Below are 23,201 nucleotides of genomic sequence, written 5' to 3'. Positions count from 1 at the left end.
ACCATGAGCCAGATCTTTTCCCCCAGTTTCGGCCTGTACGCCAAGCTGGCCGTTTTCGGCGTGCTGCTGGTGGCCGTCAGCGCATGCCTGGCCTGGCGCAGCGTTACCACCGATCCGCATCGCCTGGATGAACCGGTCAACCAGCCGGTGCCTTTCAGCCACAAGCATCACGTTGAGGACGATGGACTGGATTGCCGCTTCTGCCACGCCAGCGTAGAGAACTCCGCGTTTGCCGGCATGCCGCCGATGTCCACCTGCATGACCTGCCATTCGCAGTTGTTCACCGATGCGGCAATGCTCAAGCCGGTGCGCGACAGCTGGAAAAGCGGCGTGCCGTTGCATTGGAATCGCGTGTACCAGCTGCCCGACTTCGTGTATTTCAATCACAGCATCCATATCGCCAAAGGCGTCGGCTGCGTGTCGTGCCATGGGCGCGTCGATGAGATGCCGCTGACGCAAAGGGTGGTTTCGCTTTCCATGCAGTGGTGCCTGGATTGCCATCGCAATCCACAAAAATTTTTGCGACCGCGCGAGAAAGTCTTCGACCTGGCCTGGCAGCCGAAGGATCAGCAACGCCTGGGCGCGGAACTGGTGCGCGCCTACCGCATCGACACCGGCCGCATGACGGATTGTTCGCTATGTCATCGATAAGGCTCGAACAGGCCGCTGCCTTGGCGCGGCGCAGGTTGGGTGACGCGCAAGGCCGGCGCTTCTGGCGCGCGCTGGACGCGCTGGCGGACGATCCCGGTTTCAAGCGCGAGCTGGGCGAGGCATTGCCGCAGTTTTCTTCTTTCGCGGCGATGGACCGTCGGCGTTTCCTGCAACTGCTTGGCGCATCGCTGGCGTTCGGCGGCCTGGCCGCATGCAGCGGTCCACCGCCGGAACAGATCGTGCCGTGGGTAAGCGAGCCGCCCGGCACCACGCCCGATATGCCGCAGTTCTTCGCCACCACGCTGGCGTACGCGGGCGACGTGCTGGGCGTGCTGGTGGCAAGCCATATGGGGCGGCCGACCAAGGTCGAAGGCAATCGGCTGCATCCGGCCAGCCTCGGCGCTACCGGGCCATTGCCGCAGGCGGCGGTGCTGGAAGTGTGGGATCCGGATCGTTCGAAGCGGCCGTTGTATCTGGGCAAGCCGACGAGCTGGGATGCCTTCGCCGTCGACCTGAAAGCGTGGCCTGCCTCTTTTGCACACGATGGCAGCGGTTTGCATGTGCTCAGCGATCGCATCGTTTCGCCGACTTTGCGCGCGCAACGCGACCGATGGCTGGCACAGTTTCCGCGGCTGCGCTGGTACGAATACGCGCCGGTGGCACAGAACAACGCCGAGCAAGGTGCGCAGCTGGCGTTCGGTACGGCGATCGCGCCGCGCTATCACTTCGATAAAGCCGATGTGATCGTGTCGCTGGAGGCGGATTTCCTTGGCGACATGCCTGGACGTGTGGCCTATGCGCGCGCATTTGCGGATCGCCGCAACCCTGCTGCGGCGGGCATGAATCGCCTTTACGCGGTGGAAGCCACGCCGTCGCTGACCGGTGCGATGGCGGATCATCGCTGGATCCTGGAATCGTCGTCCATCGCGGTGTTCGCGCAGGAACTGGCGCAGGCGCTCGGCGTCGGTACGGGTGCGGCCTCAGGCAGCGGCATCTCCGATCAGCGCCTGCAGGCGTTGCGCTCCGATCTGTTGGCGCATCGCGGGCGATGCCTGATGGTGGTTGGCGAATCGCAACCGCCGCAGTTGCACGCGCTGGCGCATCTCATCAACGAAAAGCTCGGCAATGTAGGGCGCACGGTCGACTATGTGGCCTTGCCCGACGACACCGGCAAGCGCTACACCTTGAGCGAGCTTTGCCAGGCAATCGCGCACGGCGAGGTGCAACGGCTGGTGGTGCTCGATTGCAATATCGGCTACCACGCGCCCGCCGATCTGAACCTTCCGGCGTTGTTGAAGAAAGTGCCGCGCGTGGTGCACTGGGGACTGTATGCGGACGAGACGGCGCAGCTTGCGCAGTGGCATCTGCCGGCCAGCCATACACTGGAAAGCTGGTCGGATGCGCAGACGCGCGGCGGCGTCGCCAGCATCGTGCAGCCGTTGATCGAGCCGCTGTACCAGGGACGCTCCGTGCACGAATTCGTGGCGATGCTGATGGGCGATAAGGTGCAGGACGGGCGGGCGCTCGTCGAGGACTATTGGCGCACGCACGATGCGGGTGTCGACTGGACGCAAAGCGTGCGCGCCGGTGTCATCGCCGACAGCGGCAAGGATGTAGCGACCGTCAGCAGCCGTACCAACGCGCTGGATGACTGGTCGCCGCAGCCGTTGCCGTTCGGCGCTGTCGAGCTGGTGTTTCGTCCCGATCCCACCGTGTGGGATGGCCGCTACGCCAACAATGGCTGGCTGCAGGAATTGTCCAAGCCGCATACGCAGCTGACCTGGAGTAATGCGGCCCTGATAAGCCCGCAGCTTGCGGCGCAATACGAGCTGGACAATGGCGACGTGGTGGTGCTCGAACACGAGGGGCGAAAAATCGAAGCGCCGGTGTGGATCACGCCAGGGCAGGCGGCGCGCAGCATCACGCTGCACTTGGGTTACGGACGAACTTGTGCGGGCCGCGTTGGCAATGGACTTGGTTTCAATGCGTATCGCCTGCGCACCTCGACGCAGGCCTGGGCCGCGCCGGGCGTGAGGCTGCAAAAGGCCGATCGATCGGTGCAGCTGGCCAGTACGCAGGATCACTTCGACATGGAGGGCAGGGCGCCGGTGCGCAGCGTGAGCCTGGCCGAACTGATAGCCGATGCGAAGGTCGTGCAACAAGGTGACAAGACACCGGCATCGCTGTATCCGGAGCAACCACAAGGCGAATACGCGTGGGGCATGGCGATCGATCTCAACACCTGCATCGGTTGCAAGGGCTGCACCATCGCCTGCCAGGCGGAAAACAATATTCCCGTCGTCGGCGCCGATCAGGTGCTGCGCGAGCGCGAGATGCACTGGATCCGCGTGGATCGTTATTACTCGGGGCCGCCGGAGCATCCCGCCACGCATCATCAGCCGGTGCCGTGCATGCATTGCGAGCATGCGCCGTGCGAACTGGTCTGCCCGGTCGGCGCCACGGTGCACGATGCGGAAGGCTTGAACGTGCAGGTCTACAACCGCTGCATCGGCACGCGCTTCTGCTCCAACAACTGCCCGTACAAGGTGCGGCGTTTCAACTTCCTGCAGTTCGCCGACCTGGAAACCGAAACGCTCAAGGCGCAACGCAATCCGGAGGTGAGCGTGCGCAATCGCGGCGTGATGGAGAAGTGCACGTACTGCATCCAACGCATCGAGAACGCGCATATCGCGGCCGATCGGGAACAGCGCAGCATCCAGGATGGCGAAGTGGTCACCGCATGCCAGGCGGCGTGCCCCACCCAGGCGATCACCTTCGGCAATGTGCGCGATCCGGCGAGCGCGGTGAGCCGCGTGAAAGCATCGTCGCGCAACTACGCACTGCTGGAAGAACTCAACACGCGCCCGCGTACCACGTATCTGGCGCAGGTGCGCAACCCCAATCCCGCCTTGGGGGATGACGCATGAGCGCCGCACGAACGGCACGGCACGAACGGTTGCTGGCCAGCGGCCACACCTATACCAGCCTTTCCGACAAGATCGGCAAGCTGGCGCTGCGTCCCAACGGCACGCTGTGGTTCGTATCGTTCGCTTGCTCCCTGCTGCTGACCTTGCTGTTCGCTGCGGGCGTGGGCGAGTTGCTGGAAAAGGGCGTCGGCATCTGGGGCATCAATATTCCGGTGGCGTGGGCGTTCGCGCTGATCAATTACGTGTGGTGGATCGCCATCGGCATGGCCGGCACTTTCATTTCCGCGGCGCTGTATCTGGCGCGGCAGGATTGGCGCTCCTCGCTCAATCGCTACGCTGAGGCGATGACGGTGTTCGCCGTGGCGGTGTCGGGCCTGTTTCCGATCTTCCATCTCGGGCGGCCGTGGTTCTTCTATTGGGTGGCGTTCTATCCGAATCGCATGTCGCTGTGGCCGCAGTGGCGCAGTTCGCTGGTGTGGGATTTCCTGGCCATCATCGCCTACCTGCTGGTGTCGATCATGTACTGGTACGTGGGTTTGCTGCCGGACCTGGCCACCTTGCGCGACCAGGCGCGCACGCGCGGCGAGCAGGTGTTCTACGGTCTGCTCGCCCTGGGCTGGCGTGGCGAAGCGCGGCATTGGAAGCGGCTGGAAAGCCTGAACCTGGTGTTGGCCGGGCTGGCGGTGCCGCTGGTGTTTTCCGTGCACAGCATGGTGGCGCTGGATTTTTCCGAAGGCACGTTGCCGGGCTGGCATTCCACCCTGTTTCCGCCGTTCTTCGTAGCCGGCGCGTTCTTCTCCGGTTTTGCGATGGCGCTGGTGCTGGGCATTCCGCTGCGCCGATGGTTGGGCCTGGGCGACATCATCACGCCGAAGCATCTGGACAATCTGTCGAAGATGATGCTCGCCGCTGGTTTGTTCGTGGGCTACAACTACGCCGTCGAGTTCTTCATGGCGTTCTACAGCGGCGATCCGTATGAAATAGCGGAGATGAAGGACCGCCTGCTCGGGCCGTACGCCTGGGTGTTCTGGACGGTCATCGCCTGCAACGTGGTGGCGATCCAGTTCCTGTGGTCGCCGCGCGTGCGTCGCAACCCCATCGCCTTGTTCGTGATCTCGATGCTGGTGCTGATCGGCATGTGGTACGAACGCTTCATACTGATCGTCAATTCCTTGTTCCGCACCTATCTGCCATCCAGCTGGGGCATGTTCTATCCCACGCTGTGGGATTTGATTTTCCTGTTCGGCTCGATCGGCCTGTTCCTGCTGTTGTTCACGTTGTTCGTGCGCTGGCTGCCGATCGTGGCGATGTACGAAATGCGCAAGCTGCTGCACAAGCTGCAAGGAGCGGGCTGATGGCGGGCGAACAGGAACGGTACGGTTGCATGGCGTTCTTCGAAACACCGGAGACGCTGGTGGACGCCGTGCGGGCGCTGCGCGAGGCCGGCTATACGCAGATCGAGGCCTATACGCCGTTTCCGCTGCAAGCCTTGGATGAAGCGCTGAATATCCGCGGCAATGCGGTGCCGCTGGCCACGTTCGTCGGCGGCGCGATCGGTGCGATCGGCATGCTGGTGATGCAGTACTTCTCCGCGGTGATGCATTACCCGATACGCGTAGGGGGACGGCCGTTTGCGAGCTGGCCGGCGTTCATTCCGCCGGCATTGGAGATCACCTTCCTGCTGGCGGCGCTGGGTGGCGTGCTGGCGATGCTGATCGGCAACCGGCTGCCGAAGTTCTATCACCCGGTGTTTCATGTCGAGCGGTTCGAGCGTGCGAGCCAGGATGCGTTCGTGCTGGTGGTGCGGTCGGAGCGGGCGGAGCAGCGGTTGCGAAGTTTGTTGCAGGGCTTGGGGGCGGTGCAGGTGGACGAGGTGCCGCTATGAAAATCGGTTCACGCCGGAGACTCTCTCCTGACCGCACGTCATTCCGGCGAACGCCGGAATCCAGTGCAAATATGATGTGCGAAGCACTCAACATAGATGCTATGTGCTCTGCACGGTCTACTACAATGGATTCCAGCGTTCGCCGGAATGACGGCGAAGCAGGGTGGAACTTCATAGTGAAGTTGTATCGCTGCCTGCTGTACCTATGCATCGCGTGTTCACTCGCCGGCTGCGAACGCGCCATGCACGACATGTACAGCCAGCCCAAATACAAACCAGGCTCCCCAAGTTCCTTGTTCGCCGATGACAAGGCAGCACGCAAGCCACCGGAAGGAACGCTCCCGATCGCCACCGGCGAACGGGCCGGACCTTCCAGCGGACGGCTGGGGCGTGTCGACGCGGCGCCCGCTCCCGCATCTTCGGGCGCCAGTCCTTACCCCGTCACGCTGGCGCTGCTGCAGCGCGGACGCAACCGCTACGACATCTATTGCGCCGGCTGCCACGGCCTTGCCGGCGAAGGCAACGGCATGATCGTGCAACGTGGTTTTCCGCGGCCGCTGTCGTATCTGGATGACCGTTTGCTGCGCGCTACGGATGCCGCGCTTGCGCATGCCATAAGCGACGGTTACGGCGTGATGTATCCGTTCGGCGACCGGGTCGATGCGCACGATCGATGGGCCATCGTCGCGTATATCCGCGCGCTGCAGCTCAGCCAGCGCGCGCCGGTGGAGCATCTTGCGCCGCAGGATCTGAAAGCGCTGGGTGAAGGAGCAAGATGATGCGCAACCTCGCTCCCCAGCTTTACGCCTTTATCGTGGCGGCATTGCTGCTGGCGGCAGGTTTCGGCTTCGCTGCAGGCCACGTGCGGCATGCGCTGTTCGTGTATCTGGCGAGCTGGCTGTTCGTGCTCGGGGTGATGCTGGGCAGCATGATGCTGCTGATGACCCATGCGCTCACCGGCGGTGAATGGGGTGAGCGCCTGGGCGGCGAATGGTTCGCGGCCAGCCGCTTGTTTCCTTACGTGGCGATCGCGGCGATGCCGCTGTTGATCGGCATGCACGTGCTGTTTCCGTGGCTGCAGGCCGGCGTGCCGGTGGACGATCCGCATCTGGATCAGCAGCGCTGGTATCTCAATGCGCCGGGCCTGGTCATTCGAGCGGTCGTCGTGTTCGGTGTGTGGGCATGGATCGGTTACGGCGTGATCCGGCGTGGACAACCGATTCGCGCCAGCACCGCGGCGGCGGGCATGATCGCCATGCTGTTCACCGTCACCATGGCCGCGGTGGACTGGGTGATGTCGCTGGTGCCGCACTGGCATAGCACCGATATCGGCCTGCTGCTGTTCACCAGCCAGCTGCTGATTGCGTTGGCGCTGGCCGTGCTGGTGCGGTTGATGCGCGACGCCGAGGCGAGCGCCGCGTCGCCGCGGCTGTTGCACGATTTCGGCAACCTGATGCTGGTGATGGTGCTCGGCTGGGGCTACGTCAGCTTTATCGACTATCTCACCAGTTGGGTCGCGGACCTTCCGGCGGAAACGGCGTGGTACCTGCCGCGCCTGCTTACCGGCTGGTGGTGGCTGGGCGTGACGGTGGCCTGCGTCGGATTGGGTATTCCGTTCTTCGCGTTGTTGCTGGGCAAGGTCAAGGCGTCCTGGCGCGCGCTGTGCGTGCTGGCCTGCATCAGCCTGTTTGCGCAATGGCTTTATCTGATCTGGCTGGTGTTGCCGAGCGGGGAGTTGCACGGCGTCACGCTGCGATGGACCGATCCGCTGATCTGCATCGGCTTGCTGGGCTGCTGCGCGGCCGGTTATCGCACCTGCCTGCAACGCGGAGGTGTGCGATGAGCAAACGGCATGAGCCGCATCGCGTTGACGCACCAGCCCTGCACAAGCTGGGCGCGATCTTCCTGCTGATCTTCGTGCTGATCCTGTGGGTGATGCACGTGCTGTGGCAGCACGTGCATCCGGGGGCGCTCAGCACGCCGCCAGCGGTGATTCCGCCGCAACCGCGCCTGCAGGTGGTGGCGCCGGCGGACCGCCATGCGCAATACGCGGCGCAGGCACGGCAGTTGAACAGCTACGGCTGGGTCGATCCTGCGCACCGCGTGGCGCGTATTCCGATCGAGCGCGCGATGAGTCTGCTCGCAGCGCAATCGAAGCAGAACAGCGGAGGCGCAGTACCGTGAACGCGCTCAAATACGTGCTCCTGCTGTGTTGCATGTGGGCGGTTTACGCAAGCGCGACAGTGCCACCGCGTGACCTGACCCAGCGCGCCGGCTTCGAACAAAAGCTGGGTTCGCAACTGCCGATGACGTCGCTGTTCGTCGACGCATCGGGACGTAAGGCCAGCCTCGGCGACTGGATGGCGGCGAGGCCCACGCTGCTGATGCTTGGCTATTTCCGCTGTCCGAACCTGTGCGACGTGACCGAGCAGGGCTTGGCGCATGCGATCGCGAAATCGGGCTTGAAACCGGCCGATGGCTTGAGCGTATTGTTCGTGAGCATCGATCCGCGCGACACGCCCGCCGATGCGCGCGCCACGCAGGCAAAGCTTGCGCACATGCCGGCTGATGCGAATGCGGCGGCCTGGCATTTCCTGGTCGGCGATGCCGCGTCCATCGATGCGTTGGCGCGGGCGGTCGGCTTTCATTACTTCTACGACGCGCGGCTGGATCAATACGCGCATCCGGCCGGCCTGGTCATCGCCACCGCCGACGGCCGGGTGAACCAATACCTGATGGGCGCCAACTACGTGCCGCAGAGCGTGCGTCTTGCGGTGGTCGCCGCGTCGCATCACACGCTTGGCAGCATCGTCGATCAGCTGGTGCTGCTGTGTTGCGGCTACGATCCGGCCACGGGGCGCTACACGGTCACCATCACGCGCATCATGCAGGGGCTGGGTATCGGCTTCGTCGCGCTGTTGCTGTTGATGTTTGCGCTGCTGCGCCGTCGTCCGGGAGCTGCGGGATGATCGCCTTGCAGCCGCAAGCGTCAAACTTCGCCGTGCCGATCGATCGCATGTTCGACGCCATGCTGGCGCTGTGCGGCACGGTGTCGCTCGGCGTGTTCGTGGTGATGTTCTGGTTCTGCATCAAGTACCGGCGCGGCAGCCATGCCGATCGCGAAGGACGGGAAACGCAGAAACTGGGCCTGGAAATCGCCTGGACGCTGATTCCCTTCCTGCTGTTCGTGGGCATGTTCGCGTGGAGCATCGATCTGTGGACCATGCTGCGCACGCCGCCGGCCGGTGCCATGCCGATCTACGTCGTCGCCAAGCAGTGGATGTGGAAAGTGCAGCATGCCAATGGCCGGCGCGAGATCGATGCCCTGCACGTGCCGCTCGGCGTACCGGTGCGCTTGATCATGACTTCCGAGGATGTGATCCACAGCTTTTACGTGCCGGATTTTCGCGTGAAGCAGGACGTGGTGCCGGGGCGCTATACCGCGTTGTGGTTCACGGCGACCAAGCTGGGCAATTACCCGTTGCTGTGTTCGGAATATTGCGGCACGGATCACGCGGCAATGCTCGGCACGGTAACGGTGATGTCTCCAAAGGATTACCAGCAATGGCTTAAGGCCAGCATCAGCCTGGCGCCGGCACAGGCCGGACGCCGCCTGTTCGTGCAGTTCGGCTGCAGTGGCTGCCACGACCCGGGATCGGGCATACGGGCGCCGGACCTGCGCGGCGTGTACGGAACGCAAGTGCGGCTTGCCGATGGGCGGCGCGCGAACGTGGACGATCGTTACCTGCACGACGCGATCATGCTGCCAGCCGGGCAGCGCGTGGCGGGTTATGCGCCGATCATGCCGGCGTATCAGTCGCGCATCGACGAAGAAGATGTGCTGGCGTTGATGGCGTATATCAAATCGTTGAAGGCGTCGTCTTCGAGTGCGGAGGTGGGGCATGCGCCGCATTGAATCTCAATTGCGGGAAAGCTGGCTCCCTCCCCTGCGTGCAGGGGAGGGCTGGGGTGGGGTTGCTCGGGCTTGCCGCATCGTTGAAATGCAACGCGAGGTTGCTTTACCCCACCCTAACCCTCCCCTGCACGCAGGGGAGGGGATGCATTCCGGCGAACTGCAACCCTGGAGAAGACCGTGAACGCAACAACCTTTCCCGGCCACGCCGAAGCGACGGATGGCGGTTACCTGGTCGAAGGCGGTCGCACTTTATGGTCGTGGCTGACCACGCACGATCACAAGCGCATCGCGGTGTTGTACACGATCGCCATCACGCTGTTCTTCTTTTTGGGCGGTGCCGCGGCGACGCTGATGCGCCTGACCCTGGTCCATCCGGACGGGCGGCTGATGTCCGCCGAGAACTACAACAAGACTTTCACCTTCCACGGCGTGGTGATGGTGTGGTTTTTCCTGATTCCTTCCATTCCTTCCACCATGGGCAATTTTCTGGTGCCGCTGATGATCGGTGCGCGCGACGTGGCGTTTCCGCGCTTGAATCTCTTCAGCTGGTATCTGTACATGATCGGCGGCCTGTTCACGGTGGCGGCGCTGTTGCTAGGCGGCGTGGACACCGGATGGACGTTTTACACGCCGTTCTCGACCATGTTCTCCAATTCGAACGTGATCCTGGTGGTGGTCGGCGTGTTCGTGACCGGGTTTTCCACCATCCTCACCGGCATGAACCTGATCGTGACCACGCACATGATGCGCGCGCCGGGCATGTATTGGTATCGGCTGCCGTTGTTCGTCTGGGCCATGTACGCCACCAGCGTGGTGATGATGCTGGCTACGCCGGTGCTGGCGATGACCTTGTCGCTGATCGGTCTGGAGCGCCTGGCTGGCGTGGGTATTTTCGACCCGGCACTGGGCGGCGATCCGATCCTGTTCCAGCATTTTTTCTGGTTCTACTCGCATCCGGCGGTGTACATCATGATCCTGCCGGCGATGGGCGTGGTCAGCGAGCTGATCTGCAACGGTGTGCGCGGCAAGATCTTCGGCTACAAGTTCATGGCGTGGTCGTTGTTTGCGATCGCTTTCATCGGCTTCCTGGTGTGGGGACACCACATGTTCGTGGCCGGGCAGTCGATGTACGCGAGCATCGTGTTTTCGATCCTGAGTTTCGCGGTGGCGGTGCCTTCGGCGATCAAGGTGTTCAACTGGCTGGCCACGCTGCACAAGGGCAGCATCGTGTTCCATGCGCCGATGATCTATACGCTCGGCTTTATCGGCCTGTTCACCCTGGGCGGCATGACGGGGTTGTTCCTGGCCGCGGTGGCGCTGGACGTGAATCTGACCGACACTTATTTCGTGGTGGCGCATTTCCACTACATCATGGTTGGCGGGTCGGTGATGGCGTATCTGGGAGGAATTCATTACTGGTGGCCGAAAGCGACCGGCCGCCTGTATTCCGAAGGCGTGGCGAAGATTGCTGCGTGGATGATGTTCGTCGGTTTCAATCTCACCTTTTTTCCGCAATACGTGCTGGGCTATGAAGGCATGCCGCGGCGTTATCACCAATACCTGCCGCGCTATCAGGACCTGAATATTCTTTCCTCGCTTGGCGCGGCGATTCTTGCCGTCTCGTACCTGATGCCGCTGTTCTACCTGGGTTATTCGCTGTTTCGCGGCAAGCCCGCGCACGCCAACCCATGGCGCGCCACCGGGCTGGAGTGGACCACCTCTTCACCGCCGCCGGAACACAATTTCCACGAGACGCCTGTGGTGACGACCGGGCCTTACGAGTACCGCGACTGATGAACGCGACGTTGCCCGAAGCGGCGGTACAGCAGCAGTTCGACGATGCGTCCCAGCAGAAAGAAGCCGCCATGCTGGGCATGTGGGCGTTCATCGCCACTGAAGTGCTGTTCTTCGGCGTGCTGTTTGCCGCGTACGTGGTGTGCCGCTGGCGTTTTCCGTTGGCCTTCGTGGAAGGCAGTGCACACACCGATTTCGCCATGGGCACGGCGGAGACGGCGATCCTTTTGACCAGCGGTTGCCTTGCCGCCATCGCGTTGCGCCAGATCCAGCTCGATTGCGCGCGCCAGAGCGCGATACTGCTGATGATCACCAGTGCGCTCGGCGTGGCGTTCCTGGTCTTGCATGGCATGGAATACCACGACGAATTCGAGGAAGGGCTGATCCCTGGCATCCGCTATACGCAGACGGGGCCTGATGCGCGCGGCGTGGAGTTGTTCTTCAGCCTGTACTACGTCATCACCGGCTTCCACAGCCTGCACGTGCTGATCGGCGTGGTGCTGCTCTTGGTGATGGCGATACGAACTTGGCGCGGCACGTTCTCCAGCGCGTATTACACGCCGATCGAAATCACCGGTTTGTACTGGAGCCTGGTCGATATCGTGTGGATTTTCGTGTATCCGGCCATCTATCTGGTGGGGAGCGCGGGATGACCGGGCAGCCGATTCCCAGCCTGCGCAGCCAACTCGCCGTGCTGGCGGCGCTGTTGATTCTGCTGGCCGCATCGGCGAGCTTGTCGCGACTGCCGCTCGGCTGGTGGGGGCTGGTGATCGGCACCGTGATCGCCATTGGCCAGGCACTGTTGGTGCTGGTGATCTTCATGCGGCTCAGGCACAGCCATCCGGTCATGCGCATGATCGCCGTGCTGAGCTTCGCGTGGCCATTGCTGCTGGTGGCGCTGACGCTGGGCGATTACCTCACGCGCTATTTGCTGCATGCGCCCTGGTAAGGCTGTTTTCAGTCCGGGCCTTTGGCGGGTACGAAGGGCGACACTGGATCGCTGCACGGGAAGGTTTCTTCCAGGCCCTGATCCTGGTTCTCGCTCTCGTGCTGCTTGCGCCGCTCACGCGCTTGGCGGCTTTCCGTCCTGGGTTGGTCGTTGTCGTGAGGATGCGGGGAATCTTTGCGGTCATGCCGTGACATAGCGATTACCTCGACGGTGTGCTTACATCTTCCCAATGCAGCTGTGATGCATGGATGGAGAAGATGTAAACGCGAGCCGCTGCCGTTGTATTTCAGTCATCAGCATGATGGCCGCATCAGCGCGAAAGGGCCTTGTATTCACGCCGGATCACGTCACGGTGGCGCACAGTCGCTACACCTTCCCTGATCGAGAGTGGAACCATGGAAGAGCGCGAACCCACCAAACCGCCGCACAATTCCGGCTATCCGGAACCGCGTCCGGAGCCGGCCAAGAAACATCAGAAGGCGCCGGATGCCGAGTCGCCGCACGAGCCGCAGAATGTTCCAAGCAAGAAACCTTATCCTTCGTCGGGCTGACCCATGCAGATCGAAACGTTCCAGTTCGAGAAAAACGGCTGGATGCCGAACAACCCGCGCTTTCCGGCAGTGCTCTACAAGCAGGCGCTGGCCGATGGTGGCGAACTCAGTGCAAAGGATTTCGAGGAACTGTTCAGCCGCAACGGTTGGGAACCGCGCTGGCGCGACGGCGTATACGGCTATCACCACTACCACACCACTGCGCACGAAGCGCTGGGATTCGTGGGTGGCAAGGCGCGCCTGATGCTCGGCGGCCCGCGCGGCAAGGAGGTGGAAGTGGATGAGGGCGACGTGCTGGTGCTGCCCGCAGGCGTTGGCCATTGCAGCATGCGCATGGACAAGCATTGTCTTGCCGTTGGCGCGTATCCGCCGGGGCAGGATTGGGATATGTGCAAGACCATGGCTGACAAGGCTGCGCTCGAACGCATCAGCAACCTGCCTGCGCCGGAATCCGATCCGGTAGAAGGCAAGCAGGGCATCTTGCTGGACATGTGGCGATAGGGCCCTTGTAGTTGGGTAGAGGCGATGCCGAAACCCAACGGCGCCATGTATGGTCGCGCGTCATGCCGTCTTAACGGCAGGTTGTGCATTCGTAGACCTGGCATCCACTGCCTCGGCGACTAGCATGCGTATCTCCGACCCAGGCCGGAAAACGTGAAGGTGGCGCCATGAGCGACGACGACCGTATTTCCCCATCGCGCAGACGGCTGATGCAGGGCGCCTCGTTGGGCATGGCCACCGCCGTGGTCGGTGTGGCCTGGGGCACGCAGCCGGAAGACCGGGCCAGCACAGGCCGTCGTGAGGCCGCACCGTTGCAGGATCCACGCAAGGGTTACCCGCAGCCGCCGTTCGAACAGCAATCGCAACCCTGGCCGGGACTTGCCGGCAAGATGACGCCGCGTCCCGATCATGGCGAAAGCAGCTATCGCGGCAGCGGAAAGTTGCTTGGGCGTCGGGCGTTGATCACCGGTGGCGATTCGGGTATTGGCCGCGCGGCGGCGATCGCGTTTGCGCGCGAAGGTGCGGACGTGGCCATTTCCTATCTGCCGGCCGAAGAGCCGGACGCGCAGGAAGTGATCGGGCTGATCCAGAACGCGGGCCGCAAGGCGTTGGCCTTGCCGGGCGACATTCGCAACGAGTCGTATTGCGCAGACATGGTGGCAAAGGTGATCGCCGCTTTCGGCGGCATCGATCTGCTGGTGAACAACGCCGCCAGGCAGCACAGCGCCGAATCGATCCTGGACATCACCACGGACTATTTCGACTGGACCTTGAAAACCAACCTGTACGCGATGTTCTGGATCACCAAGGCGGCGGTGGCGCATATGCCGCCCGGTTCGGCCATCATCAATACCGCGTCGGTGAATGCATACGATCCTTCGGAAAACCTGCTGGATTATTCGCTGACCAAGGGCGCCATCGTCACCTTCACCAAGGGCCTGGCCAAGCAGATGATCAAGCGCGGCATTCGCGTCAATGGCGTCGCGCCCGGGCCGTTCTGGACGCCGCTGCAGGTGAGCGGCGGGCAGACGCAGAAGAATCTGAAGGAATTCGGCGCCACCACGCCGATGGGGCGTCCCGGGCAGCCAGCGGAGATCGCGCACGTGTACGTGCAGCTCGCCGCGGCCGAATCGAGTTATGTGACCGGGCAGATCTATGGCGAATCCGGCGGAAGAGGGCAACCGTGACTATGCGTAATGTTGTGTTCGCTTCCATGCGCATGGCTGTACTGATGTGGCTGGTTGCCGCTCCGGTCGTTGGTGCGGCGACCAAGGCACCCGCACGTCAGGCGCCTGCACGTCCGGTCAAGCTCGATGCACGCGAGCAGGCGTTCGTCGCACAGGCGACTGCCGACGACGCCATGCAGATCGCATTGGCGCAGTTGGCGATGGCCAAGTCGGGCAATCCGAAGCTGAGGGCACTGGCGAGCAGGATCGTCAGCGATCACGCTGCGCTCAACCTGCAGTTCGCACGACTTGCTGCGGCGACTCATGGCAGCAAGGGCAACGCACACGGCGTTCCACCCGGCAACATCAGCGCGATGAAAGCGCATTTGCAAACCCTGCAGGGCGAAGCGTTCGATCAGGCCTTTGCCGGCATGATGGTGAACGAGCACCGCAAGATCATCGCGGCTTACGAAGTGGCGGCGAAGACTTCCGCCGACGACCGCCTGCGGACCATCGCCGCGCGCGGGTTGCCGGTGCTGCAGAGTCATCTGGATGAGGCGCAGGCGTTGCTGAAGAGCAACAACGCCGCGGAAAAACAGGTGGCCGGCGGCTAGGCGCCGTGCCACGGCGCACGTTGCGCCTTCTTCGTTGGCGAAGCGTCCTTCTTCCTCGGCCTGGCCGGCAGGCTGACGCGCTGTGGCCACTCATGTTCCGCGGACGCGATGCGTTCTTGCTCGAACAGGCCGATCGTGCGCTTGCGCCTGGCGATGGTGGCGTTGCGAATGCTCATGGACGTTTCGGGACAGGCAGAGGAACGTGGCACCTTGGCAAAGGGGGCTTCAAAAGGATGCGCAAGCGGCGTCAACGGCGCTCTTCACGACCTTGCGGGCGTCGCCCTTGCCGAGGCTGCGCAGTATCGCTGCGCGATATGTCACTGGTATGAAGCGCGCTGGGTGTCGGTAACTCGCGTTCGATTGCCGGCACCGTTGACATTTCCCTACACAGGGTTCCATGAGCGTTTCACCGTGCCCTCGCTAGGCTCCATCCAGTCGATATACGCAATGCGTTCCCGCAAGCCGCCGTGCTTGCCGGCATCGACACGTGAAGAGGCAACACAACTTACGACGTTGAAGAGGTGCAGCCATGACCAGAGGTGTAGGTGGTCAATCCCCCGCGAACCTGCAGAAATACCTGCGCGATGTCGGTTACCCGGCAAGCAAGGACGACCTGCTTGAGCAGGCCCGGCGCAACGAAGCGCCCAAGGAGATCCTGGAGACGATCCAGCGCCTTCCCGAAGACCAGTTCGGCGGCCCCCAGGACGTGATGAAGGGCTACGGGCAAATCGAATAATCTGCACGCCCGGTGCGCCCGCCGCGGACCTGTCATGAAAAAGGCCACCCTTGCGAGGTGGCCTAATTCATTGAATACGTTGGTGGGCGGTACAAGGATCGAACTTGTGACACCTGCCGTGTGAAGGCAGTGCTCTACCGCTGAGCTAACCGCCCGCCGGGAACGCGCAACTATACGGATCGTGGATGAGTACGTCAACCACCCACGAGGGCGCCGCGTTGCCCTCCGGTAGCAGCCGCCCAGCCGGTTAGGGCCAGTTCGCACTATTGGCGTGGCCCGCGCCGGGATCTGTTTGCGCGCCAGGCAAGGAAGAGCGAAGGAGTGTACGTCGGTACACGACTGAGCGATGACGCGGCATGGCGCGCAAACAGACCCGGCCCTTCGGGTTGCCGTTGAGTGGCCGTCAGGCGGCAGCGCGCGGCTTGCCCTGGTAGCCAGCCAAGCCTGCCCCCCCAACAACCACCTCACACCCCCAAAACGACAAGGCGGGCTACCCAATTTTTGCGAACAGGCCCTAAAATGCCCCGTTTCCCTTCGCCAAGCGGCCGTGTCCCATGCACTTCGATCTCTCCCACATCCTGCATTCCCTGCAGAACTTTCATGTGACGCCGTGGAAGGTCGTCGGCTACATGGGCACGCTGATGTTCACGGGCCGCTGGTTCGTGCAGCTGTACTACACGCGCAAGTACAAGCGCGTGGTGATGCCGCTGTCGTTCTGGTGGATGTCGGTGACGGGCAGCGCGCTGTTGCTGGCCTACTTCGTGTTCGGCAAGAACGACTCGGTGGGCATTCTTTCCAATTTCTTCCCGGTGTTCGTGTCGGTCTACAACCTGGTGATGCATTTGCGCAATCACGGCAGGGATGAGGTGGGTGGCAAGGTGTAGGTTTGGGGTGCGAACCCCAACGCCCGATACCATCACGCATGACCTTCGTTGGGGTTTGCACCCCAACCTACTCGGGGTCGTAATCGAGGTTGGGGGCGAGCCAGCGTTCGGCTTCCTCGCGTGTCCAGCCCTTGCGCTTGGCGTAATCCTCGACCTGTTGGCGCGTGACGCGGCCGACCACGAAGTACTGGCTGTCCGGATGCGAGAAATACCAGCCGGAAACGGCGGCGGTGGGATACATCGCGAAGCCTTCGGTCAATTGGATGCCGGCGTTCTGGGTGGCGTCCAATAGCTCGAACAGCGTGGCTTTCTCGGTATGGTCCGGACAGGCAGGGTAGCCGGGCGCGGGGCGGATGCCGCGGTACTGTTCGTCGATCAGCGCTTGATTGTCCAGCGCCTCGTCCGGCTGGTAGCCCCAGAACTCGCGCCGCACGCGTTCGTGCATGCGTTCGGCGAAGGCTTCGGCGAGCCGGTCGGCGAGCGCCTTGAGCAGGATGGCGGAGTAATCGTCGTGATCCGCTTCGAAGCGGGCGATGTGTGCTTCGATGCCAATGCCGGCGGTAACGGCGAAGGCGCCGATCCAGTCCTGCTTGCCGGCTTCCTTCGGCGCGATGAAATCGCTGAGACAGAAGTCGGGGCGTTCGACGGGTTTTTCCGCTTGCTGGCGCAGATGATGCAGGCGGCGAGTGCCCGCGGAAGACTGGATCTCGATATCGTCGCCGGTATTGCACGCAGGCCAGAGCCCAATCACCGCACGCGCGGTCAGCCAGCGCTCGGCGATGATCTTGTCGAGCATCGCCTGCGCATCGGCGAACAGTTCGCTGGCCTGCTGACCGACTACTTCGTCCTTGAGGATGGCCGGATAGCGTCCGGCCAGTTCCCATGCCTGGAAGAATGGTGTCCAGTCAATATACCTGCGCAGTTCGGCCAGGTCGTAATCGTTGAACACGGTGATGCCGGGCTTGTTCGGCTGCGGCGGCGTGTAGTTCGCCCAGGCACAGCTGTAGCGTTGTTTGCGCGCATGGTCCAGCGGCACCAGGGTCTTGGCTGCGCCGCGCTGCTTGTGGCGTTCGCGGATGTCGGCGTACTCGGCGCGGATCTTCGCCATGAAGCCGTCGACCAGCTCCTTGCTCACCAGCGATTGCGCCACGCCCACCGCGCGCGAGGCATCCTTTACCCACACTGTGGGCGCCTTGTAATGCGGCTCGATTTTCAGCGCCGTATGCGCGCGTGAAGTCGTCGCGCCACCGATCAGCAGGGGGACAGTGAAATTCTGGCGCTGCATTTCGCGCGCGACCTGGCTCATTTCCTCCAATGAAGGCGTGATCAGGCCGGACAACCCGATCAAATCCGCGTTGTGCTCGCGCGCGGTGTCGAGGATCTTCTGCGCCGGCACCATCACGCCCAGGTCGATCACTTCGAAGTTGTTGCAGCGGAGCACCACGCCGACGATGTTCTTGCCGATGTCGTGCACATCGCCTTTCACGGTGGCCATCACGATGGTGCCGTTGTTTTTGCCGGCATCGCCGGTGCGCAGTTTTTCCGCCTCGATGTAGGGCAGCAGATAGGCCACCGCCTTCTTCATCACGCGCGCGGATTTCACCACCTGCGGCAGGAACATCTTGCCGGCGCCGAACAGGTCGCCGACGATATTCATGCCGTCCATCAGCGGGCCTTCGATCACGTCGAGCGGACGCGTCGTCTGTTGGCGTGCTTCCTCGGTATCTTCCTCGGCGAACTGGTCGATGCCGTGCACCAGCGCGTGCGCCAGGCGCTCATGCACCGGCTTGTCGCGCCAGGCCAGGTTTTCGACAACGGCCTCGCCTTTCTTGGCCTTGTAGCGGTCGGCGATTTCCAGCAGGCGTTCGGTGGCGTCGGCGCGGCGGTTGAGCACCACGTCTTCCACGCGCTCGCGCAGTTCCCCGGGCACGTCGTCGTAGATCATCAACGCACCGGCGTTGACGATCCCTAAATCCATGCCCGCCTTGATCGCGTGGTACAAAAACACGGAATGGATCGCCTCGCGCACAGTGTTGTTGCCGCGGAACGAGAACGATACGTTGGACACGCCGCCTGAAATATGGCTCAACGGGAAGCGCTTTTTCAGCTCGCGGGTGGCCTCGATGAAGTCCACCGCGTAGTTGTTGTGCTCCTCGATGCCAGTGGCGATGGCGAAGATGTTGGGGTCGAAGATGATGTCTTCGGGCGGAAAGTCGAGTTTCTCGGTGAGCAATTTGTAGGCGCGCGAGCAGATTTCCACCTTGCGCTCGCAGGTGTCGGCCTGGCCTTGCTCGTCGAACGCCATCACCACCACGGCGGCGCCGTATTCGAGCACCTTGCGCGCATGCTCGAGGAAAATTTCCTCGCCTTCCTTCATCGAGATGGAGTTGACCACGCCCTTGCCCTGCAGGCAGCGCAGGCCGGCTTCGATCACGCTCCACTTAGAGGAGTCGACCATTACCGGTACGCGCGCAATGTCCGGTTCGGCGGCGATCAGATTGAGGAAGCGCGTCATCGCCGCTTCCGAATCGATCAGGCCTTCGTCCATGTTGACGTCGATGATCTGCGCACCGTTGGCGACCTGCTGGCGCGCGACTTCGACGGCTTCCTCGTAGCGATCTTCCTTGATCAGCTTCTTGAATTGCGCCGAGCCAGTGACGTTGGTGCGTTCGCCGATGTTGACGAAGAGCAGGTCTGGGGTGATGACCAGGGGTTCGAGGCCGGAGAGGCGGGTGTGGCGAATTGGATTCATCAGGGTCAATGTTGCAGCCAGCAGTCCCCTCTCCCCTCCGGGGAGATGGTTAGGGTGAGGGGCCAATCTTGCGAGGATGTTTGGTTTTTGCTGTTCGACAGGAAGAAGGCTTCTGGCGAGGTTGACCCCTCACCCCAGCCCTCTCCCCGGAGGGGAGAGGGGGTCACAACGTGCAGCATCATGCTCATGCCGCCTCTTTCTGCTCGCTCGCCAACGCCCGCGGCGCATACTTGCTAGCCGCCTCCGCAATCGCCTTGATATGCGCCGGCGTCGTTCCGCAACACCCGCCAACCATGTTGAGCAACCCATCGCGCGCAAACCCGTCGATCACCGCCGCCATCTGCGCCGGCGTCTCGTCGTATTCGCCGAACGCATTCGGCAAACCGGCATTCGGATGCGTGCTGACGTAGCACTCCGCAACATTGGCCAAGGTCTGCACATGCGGGCGCAGGTCGGCCGCGCCCAGCGCGCAATTGAGGCCCACCGACAACGGACGGATGTGCTTGACCGAGTAATAGAACGCTTCGGCAGTCTGCCCGGACAGCGTGCGGCCGGAGCGGTCGGTGATGGTGCCGGAAATCATCACCGGCACGCGGCTGCCGCGTGCGCGGAACAATTCGCTCAAGGCGAACAGGGCAGCCTTGGCGTTGAGCGTGTCGAAGATGGTTTCCACCATGATGACATCGGCGCCGCCATCGAGAAGGCCGCTGGCCGCTTCGGTGTAGTTGTCGACCAGCTCTTCGAAGGTGACGTTGCGAAAGCCCGGATCGTTAACGTCGGGCGACAGCGAAGCGGTGCGGCTGGTTGGGCCCAGGATGCCAATGGCGAAGCGCGGCTTGGCCGGATTTTTCGCGGTATACGCATTGCACGCGACGCGCGCGAGCTTGGCGCCTTCGCGGTTGAGTTCGTAGGCCAGATGTTGCAGGTGGTAGTCGGCCTGGCTGATGCGCGTGGAGTTGAAGGTGTTGGTTTCCACCAGGTCCGCGCCGGCTTCGAGATAGGCCTCGTGCACGCCCTGGATGATCTCCGGTTTGGTCAGCGTGAGCAGGTCGTTGTTGCCCTTCAGGTCGCAACTGCCTGGATGATCGTGCGCATGCGCGTGCTGGCTGTCGCGGCCTTCGACGAAGCGATCGCCGCGAAAACCCGACTCGTCCAATTGACGGCCTTGCAGCATGGTGCCCATGCCGCCGTCGAGAATCAGGATGCGTTCGCGCAATGCGTTTTCCAACGCGGCTACACGATCGGGATGACGCCAGGGGAGGGTGCTCATGGGGACTCCTTACGGCTTGCGTGCAAGCAGACTGATCACTTCGAAATGCGGCGCCTTGCGCTCGCGGCTCAGGCGACTGCAACTGAGCACGTCGAGCCCGGCCTGCGTCGCCAGCTTGTTGAGGTCGTTCGGGTTGAAGCCGAGATTGCGATGATCGAACGGTTCCACCACGGCGCGGTGGTCGTGCTTGCCCAGCGTCACCGCCAGCAGCTTGCCGCCGCGGCGCAGCACGCGCGCGGCTTCGGCCATCGCCTTGGCGGGATGCTCGGCATAGGTGAGGGCGTGCAGCATCAACACCAGGTCGAAGCGGTTGGCTTCCAGCGCCAGCGCGTGCATGTCGCCGGAACGCACTTCGACGTTGCCGAACGGTGCGAGCCGTTTCGCGGCCGCCTCCACCACGCGTTCGCTGGCGTCCACGCAGACGATCGAGCGCGCGTGCGGTGCCAGCAGCTCGGCGGTGACGCCGTCGCCCGAGGCGATATCCAGCACGTCGCCGGTTTCCACCAGTTGCAGCAGCGAGCGCGTGAGCGTCTCCCAGGTGCGGCCGGGCGAGTAGTGGCGCTCCATGTCACCGGCCACCGTATCGGCCCAGCCCTGTTCGCGCGCGCGCTGCGCCAGCACGCCGGGCAGGCGCGCCGCGTCCTCGCGCAGCAGGGCGTCGTCGATGCTTTCGCGCAGCGAGCGGATCAGCGCGTGCTGTCGCTCGTCGCCTTCGCTGTTGGCGCGGTAATACGCCGAAACCCCAGCGCGGCGATCGCGCACCAGCTCGGCTTCCTTCAATTTGGCCAGGTGGGTGGATACCCGCGGCTGCGCCAGGTGCAGTACCGACGCCAGCTCGGCGACGGTCAACTCCTCCCGCTCGAGCAGGGCCAGCAGCCGCACGCGCGTGGGATCGGCCAATAGGCGCAACACGCTGGAGGCGGTGGCCAGATCCATCGTGCATCCTTATATCGCGATAGAGAGATGGGTAAGGGTAGGCCGGGAGGCTGTGTGCGTCAAGGCAGGTAAGAGCTCATGATCCCGGCTGCAGGGCTCGCGAACCCGGAAGTAGGCTGGAATGACAATCCCAGCACATGCATTCTTCGCGGGTTCTGGATGCTGGGATTGTCATCCCAGTCTGTTCGGCGGTGAGCGCTCTGGTTTTTCCCTGCTGCCCCGCAGCAAGGTCCATCCGGCTCGCACAGCTAAAATAAGCGGCTTTCCCCATCTCTTTTCCCCGGAGCCGCTCATGGATTTCCGTTTCACCGAAGACCAGTTGTCCATCCAGTCCATCGCCCGCGATTTCGCGCAAAAGCGCATCGTGCCGGTGGCGGCGGAGCTCGATGCGAAGGGCGAGTTTCCGTTGGACAACATCCGCGAGATGGGCCAGCTCGGCCTGATGGGTATCGAGGTGCCGCACGAATACGGCGGTGCGGGGATGGATCCGGTGGCTTATGCGCTGGCGATGATCGAGATCGCGGCGGCGGATGCGGCCACTTCCACCATCATGTCGGTGAACAATTCGCTGTTCTGCAACGGCATCCTGAAGCACGGTACGGAAGCGCAGAAGCAGAAATACGTGCGCGCGATCGCGCAGGGCGAGGCGATTGGCGCGTACGCGCTGACCGAGCCGCAATCGGGTTCGGATGCATCGGCCATGCACACGCGCGCATCGAAGAACGCCGGTGGCGACTGGGTGATCAACGGCAAGAAGAGCTGGATCACCTCCGGCCCGGTGGCGCGCTACATCGTGTTGTTTGCGATCACCACGCCGGGCATCGGCGCCAAGGGCGTATCTGCTTTCATCATCGACACGCAGCGTGCCGGTTTCCATGCGGGCAAGACCGAACCCAAGCTCGGCATTCGCGCTTCGGCCACCTGCGAAATCGAATTCAACGATTACCTGTGTCCGAAGGAAGACCTGCTGGGTGACGAAGGCAAGGGCTTTTCGATTGCGATGGGCGTGCTCGACGCCGGTCGCATCGGTATCGCCTCGCAGGCTGTCGGCATTGCCCGCGCCGCGTACGAAGCCACGCTGCAGTGGTCGCGCGACCGCAAGGCGTTCGGCCACCCGATCGGCACGTTCCAGATGACGCAGGCGAAGATCGCCGACATGAAATGCAAGCTCGACGCGGCCACGTTGCTGACGCTGCGCGCCGCGTGGACGAAGGGCGAGGCGGAAAAGAACGGCGGGCGTTTCGGCACCGAGGCGTCCATTGCCAAGCTCGTCGCTTCCGAAGCGGCAATGTGGATTACGCACCAGGCGGTGCAGATCCACGGCGGCATGGGTTATTCGAAGGAGATGCCGCTGGAGCGTTACTTCCGCGATGCGAAGATCACCGAGATCTACGAAGGCACCAGCGAGATCCAGCGCCTGGTGATTGCGCGCGCGGAAACCGGCTTGCGTTGAATAGGTTGGGGTGCAAACCCTGACGTATCCCCACGTTTTTGCTCGATGATTTCAATAAAATCAGCGAGCTATACACCTTGCACATGATCTTCCAGATTACTGGGCCGTCATTCCCGCGTTCGCGGGAATGACGGCATTTCGGGCACATATGCACCAAACGAAAAAACGTGGGGATATATCAGGGGTTTGCACCCCAACCTACGTGCGAATCGGCAA

The 23,201-nt window shown here is 62.9% G+C and carries 23 protein-coding genes and 1 tRNA gene; 19 read left to right on the top strand and 5 right to left on the bottom strand.

Going from position 1 to position 23,201, the window contains the following annotated elements; genetic code table 11:
- The first annotated feature begins 3 nt into the window (after window positions 1-3).
- From ACTHNE_RS02860 to ACTHNE_RS02785, 16 genes are all read left to right on the top strand, one after another.
- Entirely contained in the window at window positions 4-651 is a 648-nt protein-coding gene (locus tag ACTHNE_RS02860; protein WP_324945653.1) for a cytochrome c3 family protein, read from the top strand.
- Window positions 639-3,578, top strand: a complete 2,940-nt coding sequence (locus ACTHNE_RS02855) for a TAT-variant-translocated molybdopterin oxidoreductase (RefSeq protein WP_324945650.1) — start codon at window positions 639-641, stop codon at window positions 3,576-3,578. Before ACTHNE_RS02860 ends, ACTHNE_RS02855 begins: the two co-directional genes overlap by 13 nt.
- On the top strand, window positions 3,575-4,933 hold the full coding sequence (gene nrfD / locus ACTHNE_RS02850; protein WP_324945647.1) for an NrfD/PsrC family molybdoenzyme membrane anchor subunit: 1,359 nt from the start codon (window positions 3,575-3,577) through the stop codon (window positions 4,931-4,933). The genes ACTHNE_RS02855 and nrfD overlap by 4 nt, the downstream gene beginning before the upstream one ends.
- Window positions 4,933-5,463 carry a DUF3341 domain-containing protein gene (locus tag ACTHNE_RS02845; protein WP_324945644.1) on the top strand — a complete coding sequence of 177 codons (531 nt, stop codon included), beginning with the start codon at window positions 4,933-4,935 and terminating at the stop codon, window positions 5,461-5,463. Before nrfD ends, ACTHNE_RS02845 begins: the two co-directional genes overlap by 1 nt.
- Before the next feature lie 242 nt (window positions 5,464-5,705).
- A complete protein-coding gene (locus ACTHNE_RS02840) occupies window positions 5,706-6,242 on the top strand; it encodes a c-type cytochrome (RefSeq protein ID WP_440268531.1) in 537 nt (178 codons plus the stop codon).
- Window positions 6,239-7,306 (top strand): hypothetical protein, encoded by a 1,068-nt coding sequence (locus ACTHNE_RS02835; protein ID WP_324945638.1) that lies wholly within the window; start codon window positions 6,239-6,241, stop codon window positions 7,304-7,306. The genes ACTHNE_RS02840 and ACTHNE_RS02835 overlap by 4 nt, the downstream gene beginning before the upstream one ends.
- On the top strand, window positions 7,303-7,647 hold the full coding sequence (locus ACTHNE_RS02830; RefSeq protein WP_324945635.1) for a hypothetical protein: 345 nt from the start codon (window positions 7,303-7,305) through the stop codon (window positions 7,645-7,647). Before ACTHNE_RS02835 ends, ACTHNE_RS02830 begins: the two co-directional genes overlap by 4 nt.
- On the top strand, window positions 7,644-8,432 hold the full coding sequence (locus tag ACTHNE_RS02825; protein ID WP_324945632.1) for an SCO family protein: 789 nt from the start codon (window positions 7,644-7,646) through the stop codon (window positions 8,430-8,432). The genes ACTHNE_RS02830 and ACTHNE_RS02825 overlap by 4 nt, the downstream gene beginning before the upstream one ends.
- Window positions 8,429-9,379 carry a cytochrome c oxidase subunit II gene (gene coxB, locus ACTHNE_RS02820; protein ID WP_324945629.1) on the top strand — a complete coding sequence of 317 codons (951 nt, stop codon included), beginning with the start codon at window positions 8,429-8,431 and terminating at the stop codon, window positions 9,377-9,379. The genes ACTHNE_RS02825 and coxB overlap by 4 nt, the downstream gene beginning before the upstream one ends.
- Before the next feature lie 177 nt (window positions 9,380-9,556).
- Entirely contained in the window at window positions 9,557-11,173 is a 1,617-nt protein-coding gene (gene ctaD / locus ACTHNE_RS02815) for a cytochrome c oxidase subunit I (RefSeq protein ID WP_324945626.1), read from the top strand.
- Window positions 11,173-11,826 carry a cytochrome c oxidase subunit 3 gene (locus ACTHNE_RS02810; protein WP_324945623.1) on the top strand — a complete coding sequence of 218 codons (654 nt, stop codon included), beginning with the start codon at window positions 11,173-11,175 and terminating at the stop codon, window positions 11,824-11,826. Before ctaD ends, ACTHNE_RS02810 begins: the two co-directional genes overlap by 1 nt.
- Window positions 11,823-12,122, top strand: a complete 300-nt coding sequence (locus tag ACTHNE_RS02805) for a cytochrome C oxidase subunit IV family protein (protein ID WP_324945620.1) — start codon at window positions 11,823-11,825, stop codon at window positions 12,120-12,122. Before ACTHNE_RS02810 ends, ACTHNE_RS02805 begins: the two co-directional genes overlap by 4 nt.
- A 395-nt stretch (window positions 12,123-12,517) precedes the next feature.
- A complete protein-coding gene (locus ACTHNE_RS02800) occupies window positions 12,518-12,673 on the top strand; it encodes a hypothetical protein (protein WP_324945616.1) in 156 nt (51 codons plus the stop codon).
- A gap of 3 nt (window positions 12,674-12,676) precedes the next feature.
- Window positions 12,677-13,174, top strand: a complete 498-nt coding sequence (locus tag ACTHNE_RS02795) for a cupin (RefSeq protein ID WP_324945613.1) — start codon at window positions 12,677-12,679, stop codon at window positions 13,172-13,174.
- Between the two features lie 167 nt (window positions 13,175-13,341).
- A complete protein-coding gene (locus ACTHNE_RS02790; RefSeq protein WP_440268530.1) occupies window positions 13,342-14,361 on the top strand; it encodes an SDR family oxidoreductase in 1,020 nt (339 codons plus the stop codon).
- 32 nt (window positions 14,362-14,393) lie between these two features.
- On the top strand, window positions 14,394-14,954 hold the full coding sequence (locus tag ACTHNE_RS02785) for a DUF4142 domain-containing protein (RefSeq protein WP_440268529.1): 561 nt from the start codon (window positions 14,394-14,396) through the stop codon (window positions 14,952-14,954).
- Here the strand turns inward: ACTHNE_RS02785 and ACTHNE_RS02780 are convergent.
- The gene (locus ACTHNE_RS02780; protein ID WP_324946312.1) at window positions 14,951-15,130 is read right to left on the bottom strand and encodes a hypothetical protein; all 180 of its coding nucleotides are present in this window, start codon (window positions 15,128-15,130) and stop codon (window positions 14,951-14,953) included. The two genes, ACTHNE_RS02785 and ACTHNE_RS02780, sit on opposite strands and share 4 nt — an antisense overlap.
- A gap of 353 nt (window positions 15,131-15,483) precedes the next feature.
- Between ACTHNE_RS02780 and ACTHNE_RS02775 the strand changes: the two genes are divergently transcribed.
- Window positions 15,484-15,690 (top strand): DUF2795 domain-containing protein, encoded by a 207-nt coding sequence (locus ACTHNE_RS02775; protein ID WP_324946310.1) that lies wholly within the window; start codon window positions 15,484-15,486, stop codon window positions 15,688-15,690.
- 80 nt (window positions 15,691-15,770) lie between these two features.
- Here the strand turns inward: ACTHNE_RS02775 and ACTHNE_RS02770 are convergent.
- Window positions 15,771-15,845, bottom strand: a tRNA-Val gene (locus ACTHNE_RS02770).
- Window positions 15,846-16,244: 399 nt separating this feature from the next.
- On the opposite strand from ACTHNE_RS02770, the gene ACTHNE_RS02765 reads away from it, so the two are divergent.
- On the top strand, window positions 16,245-16,574 hold the full coding sequence (locus ACTHNE_RS02765; RefSeq protein ID WP_324946308.1) for a lipid-A-disaccharide synthase N-terminal domain-containing protein: 330 nt from the start codon (window positions 16,245-16,247) through the stop codon (window positions 16,572-16,574).
- Window positions 16,575-16,641: 67 nt separating this feature from the next.
- On the opposite strand, the gene metH is transcribed toward ACTHNE_RS02765, so the two are convergent.
- The 3 genes from metH to ACTHNE_RS02750 all read right to left on the bottom strand — a co-directional run bounded on the left by metH (window position 16,642) and on the right by ACTHNE_RS02750 (window position 21,532).
- Entirely contained in the window at window positions 16,642-19,326 is a 2,685-nt protein-coding gene (metH, locus tag ACTHNE_RS02760) for a methionine synthase (protein WP_440268528.1), read from the bottom strand.
- 184 nt (window positions 19,327-19,510) lie between these two features.
- Window positions 19,511-20,596 (bottom strand): homocysteine S-methyltransferase family protein, encoded by a 1,086-nt coding sequence (locus tag ACTHNE_RS02755; protein WP_440268527.1) that lies wholly within the window; start codon window positions 20,594-20,596, stop codon window positions 19,511-19,513.
- A 9-nt stretch (window positions 20,597-20,605) separates the two neighbouring features.
- Window positions 20,606-21,532: an ArsR/SmtB family transcription factor gene (locus tag ACTHNE_RS02750; protein WP_440268526.1), complete on the bottom strand. Its 927-nt coding sequence runs from the start codon at window positions 21,530-21,532 to the stop codon at window positions 20,606-20,608.
- Window positions 21,533-21,824: 292 nt separating this feature from the next.
- Between ACTHNE_RS02750 and ACTHNE_RS02745 the strand changes: the two genes are divergently transcribed.
- Window positions 21,825-22,985, top strand: coding sequence for an acyl-CoA dehydrogenase family protein (locus ACTHNE_RS02745; protein ID WP_440268525.1), 1,161 nt, complete (start codon window positions 21,825-21,827; stop codon window positions 22,983-22,985).
- Window positions 22,986-23,201: the final 216 nt, after the last annotated feature.

Origin of the sequence: Dyella sp., from assembly GCF_051954575.1 — a bacterium.
In the GTDB taxonomy this organism is placed as follows: Bacteria; Pseudomonadota; Gammaproteobacteria; order Xanthomonadales; family Rhodanobacteraceae; genus Dyella_B.
Note: the sequence above shows the minus strand (reverse complement) of the source record. Positions and strands in the feature narration are given on the sequence as shown.

Bases quoted from the DNA above. Each gene is read 5' to 3' on its own strand.
- ACTHNE_RS02775 (WP_324946310.1), top strand. From the start codon at position 15,484: ATGACCAGAGGTGTAGGTGGTCAATCCCCCGCGAACCTGCAGAAATAC.
- ACTHNE_RS02765 (WP_324946308.1), top strand. From the start codon at position 16,245: ATGCACTTCGATCTCTCCCACATCCTGCATTCCCTGCAGAACTTTCAT.
- ACTHNE_RS02860 (WP_324945653.1), top strand. From the start codon at position 4: ATGAGCCAGATCTTTTCCCCCAGTTTCGGCCTGTACGCCAAGCTGGCC.
- ACTHNE_RS02790 (WP_440268530.1), top strand. From the start codon at position 13,342: ATGAGCGACGACGACCGTATTTCCCCATCGCGCAGACGGCTGATGCAG.
- ACTHNE_RS02800 (WP_324945616.1), top strand. From the start codon at position 12,518: ATGGAAGAGCGCGAACCCACCAAACCGCCGCACAATTCCGGCTATCCG.
- ACTHNE_RS02805 (WP_324945620.1), top strand. From the start codon at position 11,823: ATGACCGGGCAGCCGATTCCCAGCCTGCGCAGCCAACTCGCCGTGCTG.
- metH (WP_440268528.1), bottom strand. From the start codon at position 19,326: ATGAATCCAATTCGCCACACCCGCCTCTCCGGCCTCGAACCCCTGGTC.
- ACTHNE_RS02795 (WP_324945613.1), top strand. From the start codon at position 12,677: ATGCAGATCGAAACGTTCCAGTTCGAGAAAAACGGCTGGATGCCGAAC.
- ACTHNE_RS02810 (WP_324945623.1), top strand. From the start codon at position 11,173: ATGAACGCGACGTTGCCCGAAGCGGCGGTACAGCAGCAGTTCGACGAT.
- coxB (WP_324945629.1), top strand. From the start codon at position 8,429: ATGATCGCCTTGCAGCCGCAAGCGTCAAACTTCGCCGTGCCGATCGAT.
- ACTHNE_RS02785 (WP_440268529.1), top strand. From the start codon at position 14,394: ATGGCTGTACTGATGTGGCTGGTTGCCGCTCCGGTCGTTGGTGCGGCG.
- ACTHNE_RS02845 (WP_324945644.1), top strand. From the start codon at position 4,933: ATGGCGGGCGAACAGGAACGGTACGGTTGCATGGCGTTCTTCGAAACA.
- ACTHNE_RS02745 (WP_440268525.1), top strand. From the start codon at position 21,825: ATGGATTTCCGTTTCACCGAAGACCAGTTGTCCATCCAGTCCATCGCC.
- ACTHNE_RS02830 (WP_324945635.1), top strand. From the start codon at position 7,303: ATGAGCAAACGGCATGAGCCGCATCGCGTTGACGCACCAGCCCTGCAC.
- ACTHNE_RS02750 (WP_440268526.1), bottom strand. From the start codon at position 21,532: ATGGATCTGGCCACCGCCTCCAGCGTGTTGCGCCTATTGGCCGATCCC.
- ACTHNE_RS02755 (WP_440268527.1), bottom strand. From the start codon at position 20,596: ATGAGCACCCTCCCCTGGCGTCATCCCGATCGTGTAGCCGCGTTGGAA.
- ACTHNE_RS02855 (WP_324945650.1), top strand. From the start codon at position 639: ATGTCATCGATAAGGCTCGAACAGGCCGCTGCCTTGGCGCGGCGCAGG.
- ACTHNE_RS02840 (WP_440268531.1), top strand. From the start codon at position 5,706: ATGCACGACATGTACAGCCAGCCCAAATACAAACCAGGCTCCCCAAGT.
- ACTHNE_RS02780 (WP_324946312.1), bottom strand. From the start codon at position 15,130: ATGAGCATTCGCAACGCCACCATCGCCAGGCGCAAGCGCACGATCGGC.
- nrfD (WP_324945647.1), top strand. From the start codon at position 3,575: ATGAGCGCCGCACGAACGGCACGGCACGAACGGTTGCTGGCCAGCGGC.
- ACTHNE_RS02835 (WP_324945638.1), top strand. From the start codon at position 6,239: ATGATGCGCAACCTCGCTCCCCAGCTTTACGCCTTTATCGTGGCGGCA.